This is a genomic window from Geomicrobium halophilum, from assembly GCF_014207655.1.
Taxonomy (GTDB): Bacteria; Bacillota; Bacilli; order Bacillales; family Marinococcaceae; genus Geomicrobium; species Geomicrobium halophilum.
In genome coordinates, this window is sequence record NZ_JACHHJ010000003.1 from 360693 (window position 1) to 377722 (window position 17030).

Consider the following 17030-nt stretch of genomic DNA (forward strand, 5'->3'; position numbering starts at 1 on the left):
CCCTTATCTTAAAGAGCCCCCTGAAACCTTTTACGAGCTTGCATGATGGACGTTTTTCCCTGGGGAATAAATATCCATAATATTCCAATGTCCGTCTGTTGGTACCGGGTTATTCACCATTGCTACATCAATGACAAACGGTTTATTTTCATTGACAGCTTGTTGTAAAGCTGGCTTAAACTCTTCAGCTGATTGAAGTTTTACACTATCAATGCCATATGCTTTTGCGATTGCTGCATAGTCTGGTGTATATGATTCACCATCTCTTTGAAAAACGGTTCCATGAGTGGTACCAAAATGTGCCTTTTCAAGTCCTGCAATTGTTCCATATGCTGAATTGTTCATAACGATCCAGATGACAGGAATATTCTCCTCAGCCGCCGTTGCCAGGAGTGCAGGGTTTTGTCCAAAACCGCCGTCCCCTACGAGTGAAACGACAACATGATTGGAAAGCGCTAATTTCGCCCCCATTGCTGCGGGAGCACCAAATCCCATCGTTGCATAACCACCTGGCGTGAGCACAGAGCCTGCCTCATAAATGGGAAATTGTTGTCCCATTCCGTTTTTATTCCATCCAACATCAGTTGTAATGAACGCATCTCTTGGTAGCACATTCCTTACTTCAGCAAGAATACGTTGTGGGATCATCGGATAACTGTTATCCTCGATTAATTCTTGGTTCTCTTTATTAAATTCTTTTCGATAATTGACAATTTCATCGCGAATAGCTTGGTTATTCCGACCTTCTGGTTCCAACTCTTTGGCAACGCGAAGGAGAACATTTAATGATTGTTTCAAATCAGCTACTACGCCAATTTCTGCTGGATAGTTACGGCCAATTTCATTCGGGTCGATGTCGATATGAATAAGTTTGGTATCAGGAATTCTAAAGGTATATTCATCTTCCCATGAGCTACTGTCTGCTTCGGCAAAACGAGTGCCTAAAGCTAGAATCCAGTCCGCATTTCTCGTTTTATCGTTAATGAATTTTGTACCCCAGAAACCAGTCATTCCTAACGTCAAGTCGCTATCATCAGACATAGCTCCCTTGCCCATCAATGAATGACTAACTGGAATGCTTAGATGTTCAGCCAATTCACGAAGTTCTTGAGCGGCATCGGCCAGGATGATTCCCCCGCCTACGTGAAAAATAGGGCTTTCTGCTTGCAGCAGTTTTTCTATAATCTGTTTCGCCTGCTCATCATCAATGGAAGGTTTCGTTAGGGTTTTTGTGTGCGCCTTCACTTTATCAAAAAGGGACTCATCAATTTCTTTTGAAAAAATGTCCATCGGAACAGAAACCAAGACTGGCCCCGGATTCCCACTTTCTGCTAGTTGAAATGCTTTGTGTAAAATTTCCGGGAACAAATCAGGGCGATCTACACGCCATGTTCGTTTTACAAATGGGCGATATATCTCATGTTGAGAAGCATCGGCGTGCAAATTAATTTCTTGGTGTGGATGTTTTCCATAATAATGACTTGGGACATCCCCGGCGATCACAACCATAGGGATCGAATCTAGTGCCGCGTTAGCCACCCCCGTTGAGGCGTTTGTAAGTCCTGGCCCCACGTGGCTAAGTAAAACGGCTGTTTCTTTCTTCGCCCGAGCATATCCGTCTGCCATATGAGCAGCGATTTGTTCATGTCTCACATCAATAAAATCAATTGAACTGTTTTCCAGCTCTGCAAGTACTGCAATATTTGTGTGGCCGCATAGGCCAAAGATGTGTTGAACTTCTCTACTCTCCAAATAATGAACCAATTGCTTCGATATAAGCTTTTTCATTACATTTGCCCCTCCTTGAAATCTAATAAAACTTTCGCAACTTTCCCTGAAATAGCGGTTTCAAAAGCACTTTCATAATCAGAAAATGGATACACCTTTGAGACAACACGTGCAAATTGATCCGGATATTTTTTCAAAAACTGAAGCGCCTGATCAAAATCATCTGGAAAATCATAAATAATGGAACCAAACACTGAAACTTCACTACGTACAATTTTATTGGCATTGAAATTGACGGACTCACCTGTGATCCCGATCGCAAGTATATTGCCGCCAGGTTTTACTACTTCAAAGGACTGTTCGATCGCCTTTGGTACCCCAGCTGCTTCCACCACATGATCGTATTCCTCGGTTAAAATATCAGGCAGGCCTGTCTCAATACCTTCATACCCCTTCATTAAGCCCAATTTGTCTTGGCTGATGTCCACTGCGGTAACTTCCGCCCCTAATAGCTGTGCTAAGATAGAAGAAAGCATTCCTTCTGTGCCACACCCAATAACTGCAACGGTATCACCGACTTCTATCGAAACATTTCTAAATGCATGCACAATTACAGCTAATGGTTCGATAAGGACAGCTAATTTTCCATCCATTTCGTCGGGGATTGGAATGAGGTTGGTAATGGGTACGTCAATAAAGGTGGTGAAACCACCATCTTGAGTAACCCCCAATGTTTGTTTATGACGGCAAATGTTTTTTTTGCCTTTAAGGCATAAATCACATTCCCCACACGAGAGATTCGGCTGCACAACGACTTTTTGTCCATGAGGAAATAAACCGCTGGCATCTCCCTCAAAAACGGTTCCATATAATTCATGCCCCATCACAACTGGATAGTTAGCATGGGATAGGCTCCCTTTGTAAACACTCAAATCACTACCGCATATGCCACCAAGCTCTATTCTGATTCTTGCACAGCCTTCTGCTACCTTTGACTTGATAGCGGTTGATTTACTGCTAATTGTGTACGGTGAGGTGATCACAAGAGATTGACTAGTTTTCATGACTCAAATACCCTTCCAATTGCCGAACAATTTCAATTGGGATTTGACCAGGTGCGGAACTTTTACTACCAACAGCAAAAGTAAGAGCCGAGCCAAATTTCCAACCTATTAGACGTGATAACGCTCCATCTGTTCCCATAGACATTGTAATAACAGGAATATCTAAATTTTTTTCTGCCGTCTGCGTGATTTGAAGTAACGATAATACATCCGACATATCATTTGGCATGACAGCAAGCTTCCCAATATCAGCCTGATAGGATTTTGCCTTCTCCAACTTGCTGAGCATTTCATTTTCAGAAGGGGTTTCTTTAAAGTTGTGAAAAGATAGGACTAATTTTACGTCTTGAGCTTGGGTTTTCTGCTGCAACTCCTGAATGTCTTCTTGTTTATTGTCGACTTCGAAGTCGATAAGGTCGACACTTTCCGTTTCGCATACCTTTTTCAAAAGAGCAACTTTTTCTTGTTCATCGAGAGGAATTTCTTTTCCTCCCTCTTTTTCAGAACGAATTGTAAATAGAAGAGGAATGTCACCCAGCTTCTTCCTTAAACGATCAGCCGCTCGTAAAACAGCGTCCGTATGATCGATTTGCTCAAAAAAGTCAGCTCTCCATTCCACTAAGTCTGGTTTTTTCGGAAAAATTTCCTCTGCCTCTTCTAGTAATTGTGCTTCGTTTTTTCCTACAATTGCAGAGCATACAGACAGAGTACCACCAGCTAGAGTTGTATTCCTTACTTTTATTTCTTTTCCTTCCATGCCTTTCACTCCTTTTAACGATCGAGTTGTACAACCATTTTCATTTCTGTCATCTCTTGGATAGCGAATCTCGGTCCTTCTCTTCCAATTCCACTATTTTTTACGCCTCCATAAGGCCAATGGTCCAGCCTAAAATTTGATGTTCCATTAATAATCACTCCACCTACATCGAGTGCATTCGTTGCCTTTTGTATAACGGAGAGGCTATTTGAAAAAATACCTGCTTGTAGTCCGGTATCAGAATTATTCACTTCATCCAATGCTTGATCGATATCGTCATAAGGAATAATACTAACGACTGGCCCAAATACTTCTTCACACACAACTTTTGCCTGTTTCTTTGGTTTATATATAACAGTTGGTTCTAAAGATGCTTTGTTTATATTGCCCCCTGTTAATATGTTTGCGCCTTGTTCTTTTGCTTCATCGACCCAGCTTTTTACTCTTTGTGCTGCTGGTTCGTCTACTAAAGTTCCGACATCCGTCTCAGGATCAATCGGATCCCCTGTTTTCAGACTTTTTACTTTTGCCGTTAATATCTCGCTAAACTTTTCCAATACCGCCGTATGCACGTAGATTCTTTGTACAGAGATACAACTTTGTCCCGAATTACTAAACCCAGTTTTGGCACAAAGCGTTGCTGCACGCTCTATATCCGCGTCTTCATGTACAATGGTTCCAGCATTACCGCCTAGCTCTAGAAGAACCTTTTTCATTCCAGAGCGGTTAGAGATGTCCTTTCCGCCTTTAATACCGCCTGTAAAAGAAACGAGATTTGTACGGGGATCTTCAACGATTTTCTGGCCTATTTCTACTCCCCCATATACCACTTGAATAGCATTTCTCGGGTATCCGGCTTCAAGAAGTAATTCTACAAAAGCTGCAGCAATAAGCGGGGTCTGTGGGGCAGGTTTTAAAATAATTGTATTGCCTCCAGCAAAAGCAGGCCCTATTTTATGAACCATTAAGTTTAAAGGCGCATTAAAAGGAGTAATAGCTGCTATAACCCCCATAGGAACTCGAAATGTCATAGCTGTCGCATGCTCTCCCCGGGTGGAAGGACTTCCTGGGATGGTCTCCCCTGTCAGACGTTTAGCTTCTTCTGCCGATTGTTCCAATGTTTCCAGAGACCTGGCTACTTCATCTCTTGTATTTTTTACTGTTTTTCCTAGTTCAATAGATAAAAGTTTTGCAAACTCTTCTTTTCGTTCTTCTAGTAAAGATGCGGCTTTTTTTAAAATAGTGGAACGTTCATGAGCAGGTAGTTCAGCCGTTTCTTTTTTGGCCGCCACTGCACTCTGAAGAGCCTGTTCTACATCTTCTATTGTTGCAATCGCCTGCTCACCGACCGTGTCACCAGAGTAAGGATTCTGCACCGGTATCGTCTCTCTATTTTCAAAAAGCCATTCTCCATTGACGAGTGGTTTTGCTGTTTTTATGATCATATTTCTTCCCTTCCCCCTAGCTTTCGATCTTCCACACCTGTATATTTCACTAATTCTTCATCATTCGGGCATGGACCCTTTACGAGTACTCCGGTATTCATTTCTTCAAATGCATGAGCTGTAATGCCCATGCCACGAGAAAGTGCAAAAATGCCTTTGGCAGCTTCAGCCGGAAGTCCGATTTCACACTGAATGGCAGCCGCTACTCCATCAATATTCATCGTAATCTCACGGTTTTTTTTCTCAGCAAGTAATCTTTGGTATTGTTCAGCGATTTGAAGATAAACACCTGAGATATCCTTATTTTCCACCATTGGTTCTGCTAATTCATAAAGACGATGTACTCTTGGATCATCATCATGCAACTGATGACCGACTCCAGGGAGTTTTTCTTTTTTTGCAAGCATGTCTTCAAGTTTGTCATCTATAACTTGATCCAGTTCTTTATCGTTGTCCAGAGCTTCTTCCCAAGTTTCATAAAGCAGTTTCATGCCTCTTTCTGTGGCCCCTCCATGTGAATCTCCAAGTAAATTAATTCCTGTCGCTACCGCGGAGTTAAAAGAGATACCACATGTTGCGGCCATTCGACCAGCTGCAATGGAAGGGGCGCGTGGACCATGATCAGCTCCTGCAACTAAAACGCTTTCAAATAACTTAGCCTTCTTTTCATCGAGGACATCCCCACACAATAAGAGATAAAGCATTTGGCTATAAGAAACATTTCCTATAAGCTCTTCCATTTTATATCCTCGAATATTAACCTCATTTTTTTTGATTTGGCTGATATCCGTTTTCCACCAGCCTTCTCCTTGTTTATACGATTCAAGAGCACTTCTTTTAGACATAGGGTGCCTCCTTATTATTCAGCGGTGTGATTAAATGGATAACCCAGATTATTGGATATTTCCATGGCAGCTGCCAAGAGAGTTGTTTTTAATTCCGGACGCTCTTGGGGCTTAAAGCGGCTGGACGGTCCAGAAACGGATAATGCAGCTAGTATGTTTCCATTGATATCAAAAATTGGAGAAGATACTGCTGATGTTCCAGTTTCTCTTTCTTCGATACTTACTGTATATTTTTCTTCTACAATCATGTTGAGTTCATTTTTTAGGTCCACTTTATTTTTTTTCATCGGTTGCTGAACCATTGCCTCTTCAATAAATTTTTGTGATTGATGAGCAAGAAGTACCTTTCCACTGGCACCTACGGTTATAGGGAGTTTTTGACCGATACTAACCATATGTTTAATTGATTGCGTACTCTCATATTGCTGTATGCACACCCTTTGTTCACCATCTAATACATAGAGGTTAACCGTTTCCTTCGTTTGATTCCGAAGACGTTTCATAGTGGATTCAGATACTGATCTTAGTTCAATCGATTGACCCGCAACATGACCAATAAAATACAGCTGTCTCCCTAATCGATACTTCATCGTAACTGGGTTTTTTTCCACAAAATGATTGTGCTCTAATGTTGCCAATAATCTTGTTGTCGTTGATTTTGCTAAATCAATTTTGTTTGCTATTTCTGTAAGCGTTAGCTCTGCTTCATCTACATGGAAGCAATTTAAAATATCAATCGCTCTTTGTAGAGTACGTATACCTTTCGGAGGCTCATTTTTTTCCAAAGGTTCCCCTCCTTAGTTTCACTTAATGGAAGTTAGTTCAGTTAAATGGAACTTAATCATATTTTAAAATGCATTCATTACAATTTCAAGCCTTAATTAAGAGAACCTTGTATCAAGCACCTCAAAAAATGGTGTTAGCGTCAGTTCATGGATGGTAAAAAGTCCCTGCTTCACTAAAAGTCATATCTTTAGGAAAGAAAATTACTTTTCTGTCGATAAAATTGTGTTAAGATACGAAAATTTTTTAATAACTAATGACATACTCACTTTTGCCTGCTACAATACTTTTAATTAAAGTTCTATTTAGCAATACACAATTCCACTTAACGGAATCGCATTGAAATCCATTTAATGTAAGCGTTTTCTATATTTTGACTGGAAAGGTAGGGGATGTATTCGTATCGAAACACTATGAAGTTGTGATAATAGTTAACAATTGAAAATACTACGAGGAGGAAAACACGATGAAAAGAAACTTCAAATTCGGAGGTACAACACTTCTGGTATCGTTTCTTCTACTTACAGCTTGTAATGCTTCTAGTGAAGAAGCTGGGCAAGATATGTCCGATTATCCAGAAAAGGATATAAACGGCATTATTCAATGGGGAGAAGGTGGAGCTACGGATAATATTTCTAGAACCTTAGCGCCACTCGTTGAAGACGAATTGGGCGCTTCAATGGTAATGCAGAATATTGAAGGGGCTACGGGAGCAACTGGTGCACAATACGTATACGATCAACCTGCAGAGGGGTATGACTTGCTTTTTGGAGCCGAAAACCCAAACCTTTATCAAGTGCTTGGCATTTCTGAACGAGATTATCTGACTGACTTCGAACCGATCACCATTATTGGACAAAGCTATGCAGGGATCGTAGTCCGAGAAGGTTCCGATTTTGAAACGTTAGAAGACTTGATTGACTATTCTGTGGAAAACCCTGGTGACATTACGATGGGTACATCTGGTGAGGGTGGTCTTCCTCATGTTGCGAGTGCAATGCTCCAGGCTGAGTTAGACACCGAGTTTAACCAGGTTCCTTATGATGGGGACGGACCGTTAGCGACCGCTTTATTAGGGAATGAAATTGATGCTACCATTCTTGCTGTCTCAGCAGCCCAAGAATATGTTGAAGCTGGGGACTTTCGGATGCTCTCTGTCATTCACGATGAACGATTAGATTCTACCCCAGACACTCCAGCAATTACCGAGAAGTACCCTGAGTTTGAACAATACCTCCCTTGGGGGCCTTTTCAAGGAGTGTTCGCTCACACAGATACGCCGGATGAAATTATAAACGAGCTTACGCAATCATTTGAAAATGCACAAGAACATGAAGAGTTTCAAGAGACGTTAGAAAACCTAGGTGTACATCCCTTAAATATTAACGGTGAAGAAGCCATTGAATATTTAGAACAAAATCGCTCTACTTCCAGCTGGATGCTATACGATGCAGGAGCAGCTGAAAATTCTCCTGAGGAATTTGATATTCCACGAGTAGATCAACAGTAGCTCAAGGAGAGAATAACTATGAAAACATTGAAATCATTGCTCCCTGGTCTTCTGATGATGATGATTAGTCTGATCGTTTTAAGCCAGGCCATAGGGATGGATGATACATCCATCCTTGACCCAGCAAGCGGCAGCTTCTTCCCTGCCATCGTTGGCTTGATTATGTTTGTAACCGGAGGAGTTACCTTCTTGCAAGAGCGACGATCTACCCCTTCTGATGGGAACACAGAGACAGAAGGCACCAACGATCCAGACGTAGCTTCCACAACAAATACATTTGATAAAAAGGACTATCAACTGGTTCTCCTTTATTATTGCCTGGTGATTGGGTTTGTCGTGATACTTCCGATAATTTCCTTTTTCCCGGCCGCTTTTCTATTTTTAGTGACGAGTATATTTTTTCTCAAGGGCGTTTCATGGCGCATAAATCTTCTTGTCTCTCTTGGAGCCATCTTCGTTATTTATTTCTTATTTTCGGAACTGTTTAATATTGTGTTCCCGTAAGGAGATTTTAGCATGGACATCCTTCAACAATTCCTGATTCCATTTCTAGATGTCGAATTATTTCTATTAGTCGCAGCTGGGACGTTTGCGGGTATTTTTATTGGGGCCATTCCGGGCCTATCGGTAACGATGGCCGTTGCTCTTTTACTGCCCCTAACTTATTCATGGGAAATGCTTCCAGCTCTTGCTCTCATGCTGGGTGTCTATTTCGGCGGGGTGTTCGGAGGCTCAAGAGCTGCTATTTTAGTGAATATCCCAGGGGCTCCTTCGAATGTGGCAACGTCATTGGATGGATATCCTCTAACCCAAAGAGGCGAAGCACGTACCGCTCTCACTTTAACAACCATCTTTTCCTTTATTGGAGGGCTCTTTGGCGTTATCGTATTAGCGACCGCTGCTCCCCTCGTCTCGACGATTGCTATTCAGTTTGGGCAGATCGATTATTTTCTCCTTGCTATACTTGGGCTTTTATTAATCGGCAGTCTGAGTCAAGGCTCCGTGGCCAAAGGTATTTTTGCCGCGGGGGCCGGGATTATATTAGGCCTTGTGGGCATGGACTCCATTGGCGGAGGCACTCGTTTTACGTTTGGTTCCCTTCAATTAATGAACGGAATTGATTTTGTAGTAGCAATTTTAGGCCTGTTTGGTATGGCCGAAATTTTATATCAGCTGAAAACATTAAATGAAAAAGGACAAACTATCACGTTGAAGAAAATGATAGTTCCTCCCTTACGGTTAGTGTTTAAGTTTCTCCCTCTTTCCCTCAGAGTGAACGTTATGGGTGTGCTCATCGGTGCTCTTCCTGGAGCAGGGGGAGAAATTGCGGCCTTGCTCTCTTATGATCATGCGAAACGAACGGTCAAGAAGCCGAATCGACCGTTTGGGCAAGGGGCTTATGCGGGGGTAATCGCTCCAGAGGCCGGCAACAGTTCCGCTATTGGAGGAGCATTAATTCCTTTGCTTACCCTCGGAATTCCTGGAGACGCGGTGACCGCTATTTTCATTGGAGCTTTATTTATTCATGGTCTTCAACCCGGCCCCCTCTTGATGGAACAAAGCGGTGATCTGTTTTGGGTCATGGTCGGTTCTTCCGTCCTTGCCAATGTCTTTTTATTAATCTTTGGCTTATTGATTGTATCCATTTTTATACGGGTTGTAACCGTCCCCAAGCAGATTCTCCTTCCTATTATTGCGGTCATTACAGTCATCGGTGCTTATGCTATGAATAACAACATGACCGATGTTTACTGGTTGCTCGGATTTGGTCTTGTCGGTTTCTTCATGAAAGTGCATAACTTCTCAGTCGCACCGCTCGTGTTAGGCTTAATATTGGGGCCATTGATTGATGAATCCTTCCGTCGAGCTTACATGGCTGCCCAAGGGACTCCAGAATTTTTAATGGGATTTGTCAATTCCCCCATCAGTCTGATTTTGACCTTGGCTTTGGTATTCACCTTATTCTCTCAGACCACTTGGTATGAACGTTTCAAAAGAAAATTGAAAGAACGTTGAGGGGTGGGGACATATTACAATGTCTCCCCTCCTTCGGCATTCTCCGATTGTCTGGTACTATGCGGTCCTACTCTCCTCATTTCATATCACTTGTTCCAATACACGGTCCTTTCCTAAGGAGTACCATCTTTCAACTTGATGGGTCGTTACATCAGTTTATTTTTAACTGTCACTCCCTCTATAATTTTTGTTACAATATTTATTAAATAAGTCAGCCATTTCTAAAGGAGAGACATGCTCTGTGATCCAAAACAGTGTACCTTATAAAGAAAAAAGTATCGTTTTTATCGGTTTTATGGGATCGGGAAAAACGACGATTGGAGAAGCCGTTGCCAAAAAATTATATAGAGATTTTATCGATATTGACCAAACGATTGAGTCCGAGTATGGGTTGTCTGTGACAGAGATATTTAATCAATACGGTGAGGAAGAATTTAGAGAAAGAGAAAAAGCACTCATAAAAAAATATAGTTTACATCGCTTAAAAGTTATCTCCGTCGGGGGAGGTGCTTTTTTGCAAGAGGAAATTAGAAATACTTGCTTAGAGAATTGTATTGTTTTTTTCCTTGATTTATCTTGGGATTCTTGGAAAGATCGGCTTGATATTCTCGTGGAAAGCCGTCCTGTTTTACAAGGACGTTCCATTGATGATATTAGAGAGCTTTTCTATAATCGTAAAGGTATATACGCGCTACACAATTCAAAACTTAATACTGATGACCTCAATGTTGAAGAAGTTAGTCAGTACGTCATTGATTCATTAAAAACATCGTGGGAATTATATAATTAATTCATGTTCCTACTGATTTCATATGAGATCAATAACCCTGCCCAGAATACAGGGTTATTGATCGGTAAAATTAATCCACTATATTACCTGACCAATTATGCGATCTAACTTCTAGGTTAAATAATTTACTACCTTACTTAATGCATTATCGGCATCAACCCCTATCGCCTTAACGGAGATGTAATCACCATTTGATAACTGCAAATTTATCAACCCCAGTAAACTTTTTAAATTAATTTCATACACACTTCCTTGAACGACTTTCTGTATATATAGTTCCGATTTAAATGGCTGCATGCAATTACTTAACTCAATAATCGTTTGCTCTTCCGAAATATTAACAGTGATTTCTTCCTTTCGTTCGTACATAGACTCTCCTTTTTTATCACTCCAAAAACATCAAGGACAATTGCGGAACAAATGTAATGACTAATAACGTGATAAGCATTACCACAAAAAATGGTATAATAGCACGGGATAACGACTCTATAGAAAGCCCCGAGATCCCTGAAGCAACAAAAAGATTTACCCCTAACGGTGGCGTAATAAATCCAATAGCAAGATTAACAACCATCAAGATTCCGAAATGGATAGGATCAAAACCTAATTCTGAAACAACGGGGAGTAATATTGGCGTTAAAATAATAATTGCTGCTACTGTATCCATAAATGTCCCAACGATTAATAAAAGAAGTGTAATAATTATTACAATAATGATTGGGTTTTCCGAAAGTGCTAACATCGCTTCAGTAACTTGTTCTGGGATCTGTTCAATCGTCAATAAGATTCCAAATGAGGTAGCCGCTCCTACAATTAATAATACAGTCGCTGTTGTTAGAGATGCGTCCACCATAACTTTAGGTAAATCTTTAATTTTTATCTCTTTGTATAGAAACATCCCAGTAATTAAAGCGTATATAACCGCCACAGCGGCAGCCTCTGTTGGTGTAAAAATACCTCCATATATTCCCCCGAGAATAATGATGGGAATAAACAGTGCCCATTTTGCTTCCCAACTGGCTCTTACAAACGTATTGAAATCAAAAGGTATACCTGTCCCATGATAACCGTTTTTCCTAGAATAAAAGTACGCGAAAACCATTAAGCCAAAACCAACGAAAATACCTGGTATAATACCTGCAAGAAAAAGGTCACCTACAGAAGATCCACCTGTGGTCCCGTACATGATTAACGGAATACTAGGAGGAAGGATAACACCTAAAGAACCTGCAGCTGCTATAAGAGCAGTAGCAAACTTTTTATCATAACCAATTGAAACCATAGCTGGGATCATAATTCCTCCGATCGCCGCTACAGTTGCAGGCCCAGATCCTGACATGGCAGCAAAGAACATACAGGTAATCACAGTAGCAATCGCAAACCCACCTGTTTTATTCCCTACTAAGGTGTTTGCTACATTAAATAATCGGTTGGTAATTCCTCCTTTTCCCATAATCTCACCAGCTAGTATAAAGAAAGGAACTGCCATGATAGGAAAGGAATCTACAGAAGTTACGAGACCTTGAACGATAAATTCAACTGGCAGCGTACCTGAATAAATGAGAGCAATTAAGGAAGCGACACCTAAGGCGATACCAATGGGCACACTTAGTAACAATAAAAGCCCAAAACTTCCAAATAAAACACCTGCTGTCATTACCTTCCCCCCTCATTAGCTGAGATCTTTCTATCGTTCAAGTTATCCTGTGCTCCATATAAATCGGTTTCTCGATCTTCAATAACTTCATCTTTATCCACGTAAGATCCTTGTAAGAACTTCCATTGCTTTACCAATTGCTGAATGAGACGAATCACAGTTAAGCTCATGCCTGCCGGTGTAGCGAAATATACAAATGCCATTGGAAGACCCAAGCCAGGAGAAGTTTGTCCCCAACCAAAAATTTGCACCGCTATATTCGTGCCATAAATGACTATAAAAATAGCAAATGCCAGGAATATAACGTTTGCGATCATATTTAAAATGACTTTTCCTTTGTCTTTAAAAAGGAGCATTAGTACATCAACTTTTATATGACGTTGTTTTTTGACTCCATAACTAATTCCTATATAAATCATCCAGATAAAACAATACCTGGCTAGTTCTTCAGACCATTCAAGTGAAGAGCCGAGTACAAATCTCATAAAAATCTGTAAAGCTGTTATAATTACCATGATTGAGGTTAAAATCACAAGCAAACATTCTTCAATATGTTCATTTAACCATTTTATTATTTGCACCCCATTCCCCCCTTAGCCGCTTCAATTATCAACACTTTCAACCTCTTTAAGGATTCGTTTCATTAAATCTCCATTCTCACTTTGTTCATAGCTTTCATAAATAGGTTCAACCGCTTCATGAAAACGTTCTTGCTCTTCCTCAGATAATTCGGTTACTGTCATCCCCTGTTCTTCTAAATATTGATAACTATCCTCTGTTTCTTCCCTGTTTAATTGTCTTTGGTAGTCCCTCACTTTATCGGCAGCTTCTGAAATAATTTCTTGTTCCTCTGTTGTAAGGGAATCCCAAAAAGGTTTACTTAACATTAAGGGACTTGCATTATAGATATGGTCCGTTCGTGTTATATACTGTTGAACTTCATAAAAGTTATCATTGACCACATTTCCAACTGGATTTTCTTGCCCGTCAACTGTACCTTGATCCATCGACAAGTATAGTTCACCATAATTAATAGGAGTTGGGTTTGCGCCTAGCTGTTGCCACAAACGTATATGCATTTGACTCTCCAGCGTACGCAAATCTAGTCCTTGAACATCTTCTAAAGTTTCAATTTCCCTAATATCATTACTTAACGTCCTGTATCCATTCTCCCAATAGTTTAGCCCAATAACATTCTGATCAGGCAGATCTGCTAAAAGGTCTTCCCCAATGGGACCATCCAGAACCTCATATGCGCTTTCTTCGTCAGGAAACAAAAAAGGTAAGTCCAAAACATCAAAACGGGGTGCGAACTGGGAAATAGGTCCTGTTGAGATCGTTGCACCTTGAATCGTATTGATTTGCATACCTTCAAAGACCTCTCGGTCTCCGCCTACTTGACTGTTTGTATAAACTTCAACATCAATCTCTCCATCTGTCTCTTCCTCTACAATGTCTCCAAATAAATATAAGGCATCACTCAAGGATCTCCCCTCTGGTGTTGCATTTGCCAATCTCATTTTTTTATCGTCTTCTCTATCCGATGCTTCCCCTAAACTTTCGCATGCTGAAAGCAACAGGAAAATACTAGCCATCAGGAGAATATGTGTACGTTTTCGCATAATACCCACCTCCATTTATACTTGTTATTTTTCTAAAAGTTACTTGGAATCGTGACTTTTTTCTGCTGTTCAGTCGATAGAATAAAACGTCAAAATCCTCTCTAATTAATTCGTGTTCCCAACCATAATGATTATCATCATATGAAAACATTCTGAAGCTAGGAAATGCGTTACTCCCCTCTGTACCAAAGAAGTGATAACAATCCTCGTCATAATAATGATATTTAGGATTTTCATGAAGATTAAATTCAAGGAGCAGGAACGCCATCTGAGATGAAACAGTTAATTACCGCACCATTTTTTGCCTCAAGCATAACAGAAGCAGAGTCCTTCACCTCATGGAAGATATACATATTTATTAGACTTTGTTGATCTCTTCGCTTTTCTGAAACTGTAATACCTTTTATTTTTTAAAGTGCCCACAAATTCCATTTAGCGGAATCACATTCATATGAATGAAACTTAAATGTCATTTTAAAACGAAATGTTAGCGATTTCAAGGGTTTTTTAATACAGTACGAACCTTTCAAAAGTATTTTCCTTGTAAGCCCACAGACTTCAACGCACCAAAACCGTACCCATCTCCACGTTTATTTTCCTTCTAATAAGTCGAAGCTGTTAGCAGTCTCATATCTTAATAATAGATGAGGTGCTGAATGTGGAGATTACAACGAGACGGGGAAAAACGCGCAAAAGTAAACTTCGTGGACTCTTTCGTTTAACGATGGTGCTAGCGATTGTTGGCGTCTTAAGTTTACTCTTTATATTTATATATGCTTATACATTAGGACCCCCTCCGATGGAGTTATCACAATCTACCACTCTTTATAGTGCTGATGGGGAAGTGATTAATGAGCAGCACCGAGGACGGCAACGAGAATGGACGGATCTTGAGGATGTCTCCCCTTACGTAATAGACGCCTTTATTTCAGTAGAAGATCGCAAGTTCTATGAGCATCACGGGTTTGATTATACCCGGATCGCCGGAGCTGTTTTGAAAAATATCCAGACGCTGTCCATGTCGCAAGGAGCTAGTACGATTACGCAACAATACGCGCGGAATTTATTCTTAAATCATGATAAAACGTGGGATCGTAAAATACGCGAAGCCTTCTATACCCTGCGTCTTGAGTGGCATGTACCAAAAGAAGATATACTTGAAGGCTATATTAATACGATAAACTTTGGTCACGGTGCTTACGGCATTGAGCAAGCGGCACAGATGTATTTTGACACCCCCGCTTCTGAATTGAATGCTGCCCAGTCAGCATTAGTAGCCGGTCTTCCGAGGGGGCCTTCTTATTACTCCCCGTATGCCCATCCTGATCGCGCGGAAGATAGGCAGGAATTGATTCTATCAATGATGCATGAACAAGATGTTCTAAGCACTGAAGAATACGAAGAAGCGATCCATTACGAATTGACGTATGAAACATCGGAAGATGAACAATCCACGGTTGCTCCATACTTTCAAGATACCGTTGAACGGGAGCTTGTCGAGCGTTATGATCTTGATCCGGAAATCGTTGAAGCCGGTGGCTTGAATATTTATACCACCCTTGACCCTGATCTTCAGGAAACTGCAGAACGTTATATGGAATCAGAACTTCCAGGGGACGATCCCGTGCAAGGGGCAGTGGTTTCAATGGACCCGCACAGCGGTGATGTAAAAGCAATGGTTGGGGGAAAAGATTACAGGGAAAGCCCGTTTAACCGAGCTGTTGATGCAAGGCGTTCCCCAGGATCTGCTTTTAAACCTTTTCTTTATTATGCAGCCCTGGAAAATGGTTTCACACCGGCCACTCCGCTTAAAAGTGAACCGACATCTTTTCCGAACCCAGATGGGGAAGACCCTTACGAGCCCGGCAATTATGAAGGAGTCTATGCGAACGATTTCATCACACTAGCACAAGCAATCGCTTATTCCGACAATATATTTGCGGTAAAAACCCACGTCCTGCAAGAAGCTGAAGCATTGATTGAAACTGCAGAGGCTGCAGGGATTGAAAGTCCTTTATCCCCCAACCTTTCACTTGCCCTTGGTACTTCTGAAGTCAGTGTTCTCGAGTTAACGAACGCATACAGTCCCTTTGCTAACGGCGGCGAACATGTGGAACATCGCTTAATTGAGCGTGTAGAAGATCACAAGGGCAATGTGCTGCTGGAAACTGAGCCTGAAAAAGAAGAAGTCTTCGATCCTGCCCTTGCCTACATCATGACCGATTTAATGACGTTAATGTTTGACACCCGCATGAATGATTATACATCTGTTACCGGGCATTCAATTGCCCACCTTTTGCAAAGACCAGCAGCTGGGAAAAGTGGGTCAACGCCGTCTGATAGTTGGATGGTAGGTTTTACACCTGAACTTGTGACCGGTGTATGGGTCGGATATGATGATAACACCGAACTTGAGCATAGCGAACACGGCCAGACAGCCAAACGTATTTGGATCAATACTCTTGAAGGCAGTCTGGATGATGGCCTCAAACAAGATTTTTCAACACCAGAGGGCGTCGAAGAAGTCGACATCGACGTTGGGACAGGATTATTAGCTGATGAAGCTTGTGGCCCTTCCTATACCGTTGCTTTTTTAGAGAATACAGCACCACAAGACTCATGCGTCGAGATGATTGAAGATAAAGAGGCAGACGAAGAGGCTCAGGAAGAACAGGAAGAAAGAGAAAACGAAAAACTGATGGATAAACTAAAACGTTGGTTTAGCACCCACGAAGAATAATAAAAGAATTAATTTTGAATTCGCCCAGACTTCTTGGGCGATTTTTTTCGTATAGAAAAACCAAAACTTCCGC

The 17030-nt window shown here is 41.1% G+C and carries 15 protein-coding genes; 5 read left to right on the forward strand and 10 right to left on the reverse strand.

What is annotated here, in order from left to right; translation table 11 throughout:
* Positions 1–30 precede the first annotated feature (30 nt).
* Genes HNR44_RS12200 through HNR44_RS12225 form a run of 6 tightly spaced genes read right to left on the reverse strand, consistent with a single transcriptional unit; the run spans position 31 to position 6624 of the window.
* Positions 31–1788, reverse strand: a complete 1758-nt coding sequence (locus HNR44_RS12200; RefSeq protein ID WP_184404571.1) for a thiamine pyrophosphate-binding protein — start codon at positions 1786–1788, stop codon at positions 31–33.
* Positions 1788–2792 (reverse strand): zinc-dependent alcohol dehydrogenase, encoded by a 1005-nt coding sequence (locus HNR44_RS12205; RefSeq protein WP_184404572.1) that lies wholly within the window; start codon positions 2790–2792, stop codon positions 1788–1790. The genes HNR44_RS12200 and HNR44_RS12205 overlap by 1 nt, the downstream gene beginning before the upstream one ends.
* Complete coding sequence (gene aroD / locus HNR44_RS12210) at positions 2782–3549, reverse strand: type I 3-dehydroquinate dehydratase (RefSeq protein ID WP_184404574.1); 768 nt, start codon at positions 3547–3549, stop codon at positions 2782–2784. Before aroD ends, HNR44_RS12205 begins: the two co-directional genes overlap by 11 nt.
* A 14-nt stretch (positions 3550–3563) precedes the next feature.
* The gene (locus HNR44_RS12215) at positions 3564–4994 is read right to left on the reverse strand and encodes an aldehyde dehydrogenase family protein (RefSeq protein ID WP_184404575.1); all 1431 of its coding nucleotides are present in this window, start codon (positions 4992–4994) and stop codon (positions 3564–3566) included.
* The gene (locus HNR44_RS12220) at positions 4991–5839 is read right to left on the reverse strand and encodes a citryl-CoA lyase (RefSeq protein ID WP_184404576.1); all 849 of its coding nucleotides are present in this window, start codon (positions 5837–5839) and stop codon (positions 4991–4993) included. Before HNR44_RS12220 ends, HNR44_RS12215 begins: the two co-directional genes overlap by 4 nt.
* A 14-nt stretch (positions 5840–5853) precedes the next feature.
* Positions 5854–6624, reverse strand: coding sequence for an IclR family transcriptional regulator (locus tag HNR44_RS12225; protein ID WP_184404577.1), 771 nt, complete (start codon positions 6622–6624; stop codon positions 5854–5856).
* A 464-nt stretch (positions 6625–7088) separates the two neighbouring features.
* Between HNR44_RS12225 and HNR44_RS12230 the strand changes: the two genes are divergently transcribed.
* From HNR44_RS12230 to HNR44_RS12245, 4 genes are all read left to right on the forward strand, one after another.
* On the forward strand, positions 7089–8132 hold the full coding sequence (locus HNR44_RS12230; protein ID WP_184404578.1) for a tripartite tricarboxylate transporter substrate binding protein: 1044 nt from the start codon (positions 7089–7091) through the stop codon (positions 8130–8132).
* A gap of 18 nt (positions 8133–8150) precedes the next feature.
* A complete protein-coding gene (locus tag HNR44_RS12235; RefSeq protein ID WP_184404580.1) occupies positions 8151–8636 on the forward strand; it encodes a tripartite tricarboxylate transporter TctB family protein in 486 nt (161 codons plus the stop codon).
* 12 nt (positions 8637–8648) lie between these two features.
* Positions 8649–10148 (forward strand): tripartite tricarboxylate transporter permease, encoded by a 1500-nt coding sequence (locus HNR44_RS12240; protein WP_184404581.1) that lies wholly within the window; start codon positions 8649–8651, stop codon positions 10146–10148.
* 295 nt (positions 10149–10443) lie between these two features.
* A complete protein-coding gene (locus HNR44_RS12245; RefSeq protein ID WP_184404697.1) occupies positions 10444–10938 on the forward strand; it encodes a shikimate kinase in 495 nt (164 codons plus the stop codon).
* Positions 10939–11049: 111 nt separating this feature from the next.
* Here HNR44_RS12245 and HNR44_RS12250 read toward each other — a convergent pair whose 3' ends face one another.
* Genes HNR44_RS12250 through HNR44_RS12265 form a run of 4 tightly spaced genes read right to left on the reverse strand, consistent with a single transcriptional unit; the run spans position 11050 to position 14217 of the window.
* Entirely contained in the window at positions 11050–11307 is a 258-nt protein-coding gene (locus HNR44_RS12250; protein WP_184404582.1) for an HPr family phosphocarrier protein, read from the reverse strand.
* A gap of 16 nt (positions 11308–11323) precedes the next feature.
* On the reverse strand, positions 11324–12595 hold the full coding sequence (locus HNR44_RS12255) for a TRAP transporter large permease (protein ID WP_184404583.1): 1272 nt from the start codon (positions 12593–12595) through the stop codon (positions 11324–11326).
* Positions 12595–13176 (reverse strand): TRAP transporter small permease subunit, encoded by a 582-nt coding sequence (locus tag HNR44_RS12260; protein ID WP_184404584.1) that lies wholly within the window; start codon positions 13174–13176, stop codon positions 12595–12597. Before HNR44_RS12260 ends, HNR44_RS12255 begins: the two co-directional genes overlap by 1 nt.
* Before the next feature lie 21 nt (positions 13177–13197).
* Positions 13198–14217 carry a TRAP transporter substrate-binding protein gene (locus HNR44_RS12265; RefSeq protein WP_184404585.1) on the reverse strand — a complete coding sequence of 340 codons (1020 nt, stop codon included), beginning with the start codon at positions 14215–14217 and terminating at the stop codon, positions 13198–13200.
* 658 nt (positions 14218–14875) lie between these two features.
* On the opposite strand from HNR44_RS12265, the gene HNR44_RS12270 reads away from it, so the two are divergent.
* Positions 14876–16957, forward strand: coding sequence for a PBP1A family penicillin-binding protein (locus HNR44_RS12270; RefSeq protein ID WP_184404587.1), 2082 nt, complete (start codon positions 14876–14878; stop codon positions 16955–16957).
* Positions 16958–17030: the final 73 nt, after the last annotated feature.

What these genes read in the sequence shown, in the direction of transcription:
- HNR44_RS12265 (WP_184404585.1), bottom strand. Translation starts at nt 14,217, where the DNA reads ATGCGAAAACGTACACATATTCTCCTGATGGCTAGTATTTTCCTGTTG.
- HNR44_RS12240 (WP_184404581.1), top strand. Translation starts at nt 8,649, where the DNA reads ATGGACATCCTTCAACAATTCCTGATTCCATTTCTAGATGTCGAATTA.
- HNR44_RS12245 (WP_184404697.1), top strand. Translation starts at nt 10,444, where the DNA reads ATGGGATCGGGAAAAACGACGATTGGAGAAGCCGTTGCCAAAAAATTA.
- HNR44_RS12200 (WP_184404571.1), bottom strand. Translation starts at nt 1,788, where the DNA reads ATGAAAAAGCTTATATCGAAGCAATTGGTTCATTATTTGGAGAGTAGA.
- HNR44_RS12205 (WP_184404572.1), bottom strand. Translation starts at nt 2,792, where the DNA reads ATGAAAACTAGTCAATCTCTTGTGATCACCTCACCGTACACAATTAGC.
- HNR44_RS12250 (WP_184404582.1), bottom strand. Translation starts at nt 11,307, where the DNA reads ATGTACGAACGAAAGGAAGAAATCACTGTTAATATTTCGGAAGAGCAA.
- aroD (WP_184404574.1), bottom strand. Translation starts at nt 3,549, where the DNA reads ATGGAAGGAAAAGAAATAAAAGTAAGGAATACAACTCTAGCTGGTGGT.
- HNR44_RS12255 (WP_184404583.1), bottom strand. Translation starts at nt 12,595, where the DNA reads ATGACAGCAGGTGTTTTATTTGGAAGTTTTGGGCTTTTATTGTTACTA.
- HNR44_RS12230 (WP_184404578.1), top strand. Translation starts at nt 7,089, where the DNA reads ATGAAAAGAAACTTCAAATTCGGAGGTACAACACTTCTGGTATCGTTT.
- HNR44_RS12220 (WP_184404576.1), bottom strand. Translation starts at nt 5,839, where the DNA reads ATGTCTAAAAGAAGTGCTCTTGAATCGTATAAACAAGGAGAAGGCTGG.
- HNR44_RS12235 (WP_184404580.1), top strand. Translation starts at nt 8,151, where the DNA reads ATGAAAACATTGAAATCATTGCTCCCTGGTCTTCTGATGATGATGATT.
- HNR44_RS12215 (WP_184404575.1), bottom strand. Translation starts at nt 4,994, where the DNA reads ATGATCATAAAAACAGCAAAACCACTCGTCAATGGAGAATGGCTTTTT.